The organism is uncultured Bifidobacterium sp. (assembly GCF_963540075.1).
Lineage (GTDB): Bacteria > Actinomycetota > Actinomycetes > Actinomycetales > Bifidobacteriaceae > Bifidobacterium.
In genome coordinates, this window is the sequence record NZ_CAUTOG010000064.1 from 1 (window position 1) to 5597 (window position 5597).

Consider the following 5597-nt stretch of genomic DNA (forward strand, 5'->3'; position numbering starts at 1 on the left):
CGCTCTAACCAACTGAGCTACAGGGCCGTGGCCGCCGCGAAAGCAGCCAAGGGGTCATACTACCCAAAGGTCGGAGCGGTGCAAAATTCGGCGTGTCAGAGTGTTGTCGGCTCCAAGGCGGACACGGCGACTGCGTTCTGCGCGGATGCGACCAATGGCCCCCTCTGAACTGCGTATTCGTCGGTCTGGCCGTAGTCCGTGTCGAGCCAGCTCGGGGTGCAGTCCGTTCCCGCGCAGGAGGAGAAGTCCCCCGAGGTGTAGGTGCCGAGCGCCCAGATGAATCTGAGGATGAGGAGGACGACGAGAACCATGTGCACGATGCTGACGGCGATTCCCGCGATGGCCATGCCACGGCTTTTCTCCCCGGTCCGGTGGATCTGCACCAGAGCGATGATGGAGAGCACCAGCCCGAGGGGGGCGATGATGAAGGACAGGACGAATCCGGCGATGCATATGCCGTTCCAGCGCGCATAGGCGGGTGGGGCCATCCAGACAGGCTGCTGCGGGAAGGGGCCGGGGCCGTGGTTCGGGGGGTATCCCGGACTCTGCCAGGGCTGCTGTGGGACGGGTCCGCCCTGCTGGACATATGGCGCTCCGGGATAGGAGGCGCCGAACCCGGCGGGCCGTGGTCCGGAACCGGACCTTACCGAGGCCTGACCCGAGCCTTCGACCGGTGGATGCGGGTATCCGGATGCGGATGCTGATCCCTGAGACGTTCCGGACCCCGGAGCGGTCGATGGGGCGTTCCCCGGCCCGCTGGTCCGGAAGGGTGGTCGCGCGAAGGGCGTCTGTGCGTCGTGCAAAGCCGCCACCCCCGGATCGGCGGGCTCCGTGGTCGGGCTGACAGGGGAGGGGTCGTCTCCCGCCGCGTCCGCGGACCGTCCGGATGAGAGGTCGGATGGATCGGAATTATCGCTCATGGCTCCATCCTAGATGCATCGGTGCTGGTAGCATGGCGGGGAAATTTCGGTGGAAGGATGATTCAATGGCATCGGTGGCGGCACCTCATCATGACGGTTCGCGAATGTACGTGTCCGATCCCGTCCCGCGTCTGGGGCAGGACGTCCGTGTGCGGGTGAGGGTGCCTCGGTCCTCGGAATACGTGGGCGTTCGCCTGCGGTCCACCGAGGACGCCGAATCCCGCATCGTCCCGGCCCGGCGCATCCTGTCGACCCGATGGGAGAACTGGTATGAGGCCGACCTTCGCATGGCCAACCCGCTGACCCTCTATCGCTTCATGCTGCTCAGGCAGGATGGGAGCTTCGACTGGCTGACCGCGGCGGGGGTCGTGGACCGGGAAACGGGCGATTCCATGGACTTCCGGGCCACGGTGTTCCCCGGCGCCCCGCAGTGGGAGAGCGCGGGAGCCGTCTACCAGATCTTTCCCGATCGCTTCGCCAGATCCGCCGTGGCCGGGGAGCGGCGGGCACCGGCATGGGCGATTCCCACACCCTGGGGGACGCCTCCGCTGGCGCGTGGCGTCGATTCGGGGCGTCAGTGGTACGGGGGCGATCTGAAGGGCGTCGAGGACCATCTCGACCACATCCGTGACTGCGGCTTTTCGGTGGTGTATCTCACGCCGTTCTTCACCGCCGGCTCCGTGCACCGCTACGACGCCTCCACCTTCGAGCACGTCGATCCTCTGCTTGGCGGGGATGAGGCGCTTGTCTCGCTGGCCAGGGCCTGCCATGAACGGGGGATGCGGCTGATGGGCGATCTCACGCTCAACCACACCGGAATCGGCCATGACTGGTTCCGTCGGGCGCTCGGGGATTCGGATTCCCCCGAGCACGGCTTCTATATGTGGAGGCGATGGCCGGACGACTACGTGAGCTGGCGTGGAGTCAGATCCCTGCCGAAGCTGGACTGGAGGTCCGACGCCCTGCTCGACCGTCTCGTGCGTGGTCCCGGTTCCATCGCCGCCCGTTGGCTGGGCCCGGACGGACTCGACGGGTGGCGCATCGACGTGGCGAACCAGGTGGGACGCTACGTCGACATCGACGCCAACCATCGCGTGGCCATGGCGATGCGATCCACCGTGGACGATGCGACGGACGGCAAGGGCGCGCTCGTCGCCGAGTACATGCACCAGGACCCCGTCGGCGATCTGCAGGGGGACGGATGGCAGGCTTCGATGAACTACGGCGGCTTCTCGCGTCCGGTGTGGACATGGCTGTGCGATCCAGACTCCGACATCGACTACATGGAGGCGGACATGCCCTTCCGCAGACGCTCCGGCCTTTCCATGGCGGCCTCCCTTCAGGAGGCGGTGGCGCGGGTGCCATGGAAGGTCGCCATGGCCCAGTGGAACATCCTCGGAAGCCATGACACGGCGCGCGTGCGCACCATCATCGGCGACGACCGTCTGCTCGACGTCGCCGTGGGCATCCTGGCCACGTATCCGGGGGTCCCCATGGTGTTCGCGGGGGACGAGCGGGACGCCGAGGGCGTCACCGGCGAGGGGGCGCGCGTCTGCATGGACTGGAGCGCCCCCGTGGGGAGCCATCCCCGTGCCATGGCACGCTATCGGGACCTTCTGGGGCTCAGACGCGACCATCCCGCGCTCACCTCCGGCGGCATGCGCTGGGTGGCCGTCTCGGACGATGCCGTGGCCTTCCTGCGGGAGACGCACGACGAGCGTCTGCTCGTCGTCGCCGCGCGGTCGGGTGGGGTCTCGCTGCCGATCGATGCCGTCTTCGTCGGCGAGGGCGAGCCGCGGCGACTGTATGGTGGCGGAGAGCTGCGTCCTGGAGACGACGGGTGGTCGTGGACGTCCGACGCTCCGGCCTTCGGCGTGTGGTCCCTGCCGCCTGTGCCCACGCCCGGCTGGTGAGGGGGGGGGCGGCTCGTGGCCGCGTCGGCGGAGTCGCTTGCCGAACGGGCCGACGCTCCGCAGACGCATCAGTTCGTCTGCGTCCAGTGCTCCACGTCGATGTGGTGCGACGGGTTGGCCTGCCAGGCCGCCCAGGCGGATTCGACGATGTCCTTCACGCCATAGCGGGCGTGCCAGCCCATCTCCTCGTTGATGCGCCTGGGGGAGCCGATGAGATGCGGCGGGTCGCCGGCGCGGCGCTCCGTGACCTTCTCCTGGAAGGGCAGACCGGTCACCCTTTTGACCTCGTCGACGATCTGACGGACGGACGTCCCCTCGCCGGTGCCGACGTTGAAGGCGTCGTACTTCCTCTCGTCGCGGTCGAGATAGCGCAGCGCCGCCAGATGGGCGTCTGCCAGGTCGGAGACGTGGATGTAGTCGCGCACGCAGGTGCCGTCGGGGGTGGGGTAGTCGTCGCCGAAGATAAGTGGTGCCCTGCCTTCGCGCAGCTTGTCGAACAGCATGGGGATGAGGTTGAGGATCGCGGGGTCCTCGAGCTCGACGGGACCGCAGCCGGCCACGTTGAAGTAGCGCAGCGCGCAGAAGCGGATGCCGAAGGGCTTCTCGCACGCGCGGGCCATCCACTCGCCGAAGAGCTTCGTCTGCCCGTACGGGTTGATGGGGGTCATCGGCACGACGTCCTCGGGGACGACGTCGACCGGAGGGACGCCATAGGTCGCCGCCGAGGAGGAGAAGACGAGCCGGCGTGCCTGCGAGAGCGTCATGCCGGTGAGCACGTTGAGCATGCCGTTGATGTTCTGCTGGTAGTACCACAGCGGCTTCGCCACGGATTCGCCGACCTGCTTGCGAGCCGCGAAGTGGATGACCGCGTCGACCTTCTCATCGGTCATGATCTCGCCGAGACGTTCCCCGGCGCCGGGCGCGGCGATGTCCATCCCGTACAGACGGGCGTCGCCGATGCGCTCGGGACGCCCGTAGCTCAGGTCATCGACGACGACGACCCTCTCGCCGGCCTCGTGCAGCGCGTGGACGACATGGGCGCCGATGTATCCGCACCCCCCAGTGACAAGAACCGTCATAATCGGCCTCTCCGCCATAATCGGCTTGCTTCGCGGCGCCGGCATTCCCCTCCGCCGCCATTCGTCGGTTCGCCGCCCTGGTCTGGGGCGGAACCTCCCCGAGTATATCGCCACGGATGGTTGGGTCCCTGGGGAATCACGGCATCGGATGCATGCATGTGGCGAACGAGTGGGGGCGGTGAGGGGAGGGGGGCCGTCGCGGTCCGCCGACGCTGCAGGGGGGTTCTGTCATCGTCGCGGGGTCGAACGGGCGGATGCTCCCCGTCGGATAGAGTGGGGCTCCGTGACAATCCACGATGACGACCCGTCCTCTGCTCGGCGTCGGCCCGTTCTGTCCTTCGTCCGCCGGTCAGGACGTCTCGACGAGAGGCTGCGCCGTGCCTGGGACAGGTACTCGGACCGCTTTCTGCTGGACCTGTCCTCGCACCCGGGCGCCCTGGATGTGCGCCGCGGGATACGCCTGGACCGTGCCTTCGTTGACCGCGTCTGGGGCGTCGGGGTCCCACTTGTGGTCGAGATTGGCACCGGGCAGGGCGAGAACATCGCGGCGGCTGCGGGGAGCCACCCTGATATCGGCTTTCTGGCCCTTGAGGTGTACGACCCGGGCGTGGCCCATACCCTCCTGCTCGCCGGCCGCGACGGCCTCGACAACCTTCGCGTCGCGCAGGTCAACGCCCCCGAGCTGTTCGCGGTGGCCGATGCGGGCGTGGTTCGGGAGGTCTGGACCTTCTTCCCCGACCCCTGGCCGAAGATGCGCCATCACAAACGGCGTCTGGTGCAGCCGGCGCTCGCAGGAGACGTGAGACGCGCCCTCGGGACCGGCGGGATGTGGCGTCTGGCCACCGACATCGACGACTACGCCCTGCACGTCCACCAGGTCATGGATGGCCGAGCCGGCTTCGAGAATCTTGGAGGTCGAACGGTGAGTCTGCCCACGGAACACGTCGGCAAAGGCACTGCGGACGAGGCGGAGATGCTTCCCCACGCCGATTTCACGGAGTCGTCGCGTTTCGCTGGTCGCGTTCTCACCAACTTCGAACGCAAGGGGCTGGAGGCTGGTCGGACGATTCACGATTTCGCCTATCGTGCGGTTTAGTGCCGTCTGAGGTCTGCCCGGTCATATTCTCAGTCCGTCATGAGTCTCGGCGCAACCGGCCGTCGGCGACGATGGCGTGAAGGCCGTCCGTCGCGAAGCTGACGAGAGGGGGATTCCTACGCCGGGTATCGCCAACACGCCGCTCGTTGCAGGGTGACGAAGACGCCGTTACGATGAACTGTTTGTGTCGCCCCCTTCGTCTAACGGTTAGGACACCAGACTTTCAATCTGACAGCGAGAGTTCGACTCTCTCAGGGGGTACTTCAATGGTTCCCAGGCCTCCGGGCACATTGCCGGAGTCGCTGAAAAAACGGCATGGCATGTGAAACCATGCGGGATACGGGAACGCCCCACACGGGCCATCACAGGCCCGCATGGAGCGCCTCATCTCGTCGCCTTCGGCCAAATCCCCTGGGCTCCCTGCGACGGCTGGCATTCATCGGCAAGGGGATTCCATGCGGGCCGGGATAATCCGGCCCGCATGGCCCAGTCCTCAGACCGCCCCGCCTGCCGCAGCGAGGTAGTCGGGGATGCGGTCGGGATAGGGGGGCCAGGCGCCGGCCTGCGTGCAGACGTAGGCGGCGGTGTT

At 67.3% G+C, this 5597-nt stretch carries 4 protein-coding genes and 1 tRNA gene; 3 read left to right on the forward strand and 2 right to left on the reverse strand.

The features are described 5' to 3' along the window. Positions 1-95 precede the first annotated feature (95 nt). Entirely contained in the window at positions 96-488 is a 393-nt protein-coding gene (locus RWX87_RS06360; protein ID WP_314688733.1) for a DUF4190 domain-containing protein, read from the reverse strand. A 497-nt stretch (positions 489-985) separates the two neighbouring features. On the opposite strand from RWX87_RS06360, the gene RWX87_RS06365 reads away from it, so the two are divergent. Beyond that, a complete protein-coding gene (locus RWX87_RS06365; protein WP_314688735.1) occupies positions 986-2833 on the forward strand; it encodes an alpha-amylase family glycosyl hydrolase in 1848 nt (615 codons plus the stop codon). Positions 2834-2901: 68 nt separating this feature from the next. Here RWX87_RS06365 and galE read toward each other — a convergent pair whose 3' ends face one another. Further along, positions 2902-3912, reverse strand: a complete 1011-nt coding sequence (gene galE, locus RWX87_RS06370; protein ID WP_314688737.1) for a UDP-glucose 4-epimerase GalE — start codon at positions 3910-3912, stop codon at positions 2902-2904. A gap of 283 nt (positions 3913-4195) precedes the next feature. Between galE and RWX87_RS06375 the strand changes: the two genes are divergently transcribed. Continuing rightward, a complete protein-coding gene (locus RWX87_RS06375) occupies positions 4196-5008 on the forward strand; it encodes a tRNA (guanine-N7)-methyltransferase (protein WP_314688739.1) in 813 nt (270 codons plus the stop codon). A 189-nt stretch (positions 5009-5197) separates the two neighbouring features. Further along, positions 5198-5269, forward strand: a tRNA-Glu gene (locus tag RWX87_RS06380). The last annotated feature ends 328 nt before the right edge of the window (positions 5270-5597 follow it).

What these genes read in the sequence shown, in the direction of transcription:
- RWX87_RS06360 (WP_314688733.1), bottom strand. Translation starts at nt 488, where the DNA reads ATGGCCCCACCCGCCTATGCGCGCTGGAACGGCATATGCATCGCCGGA.
- RWX87_RS06365 (WP_314688735.1), top strand. Translation starts at nt 986, where the DNA reads ATGGCATCGGTGGCGGCACCTCATCATGACGGTTCGCGAATGTACGTG.
- galE (WP_314688737.1), bottom strand. Translation starts at nt 3,912, where the DNA reads ATGACGGTTCTTGTCACTGGGGGGTGCGGATACATCGGCGCCCATGTC.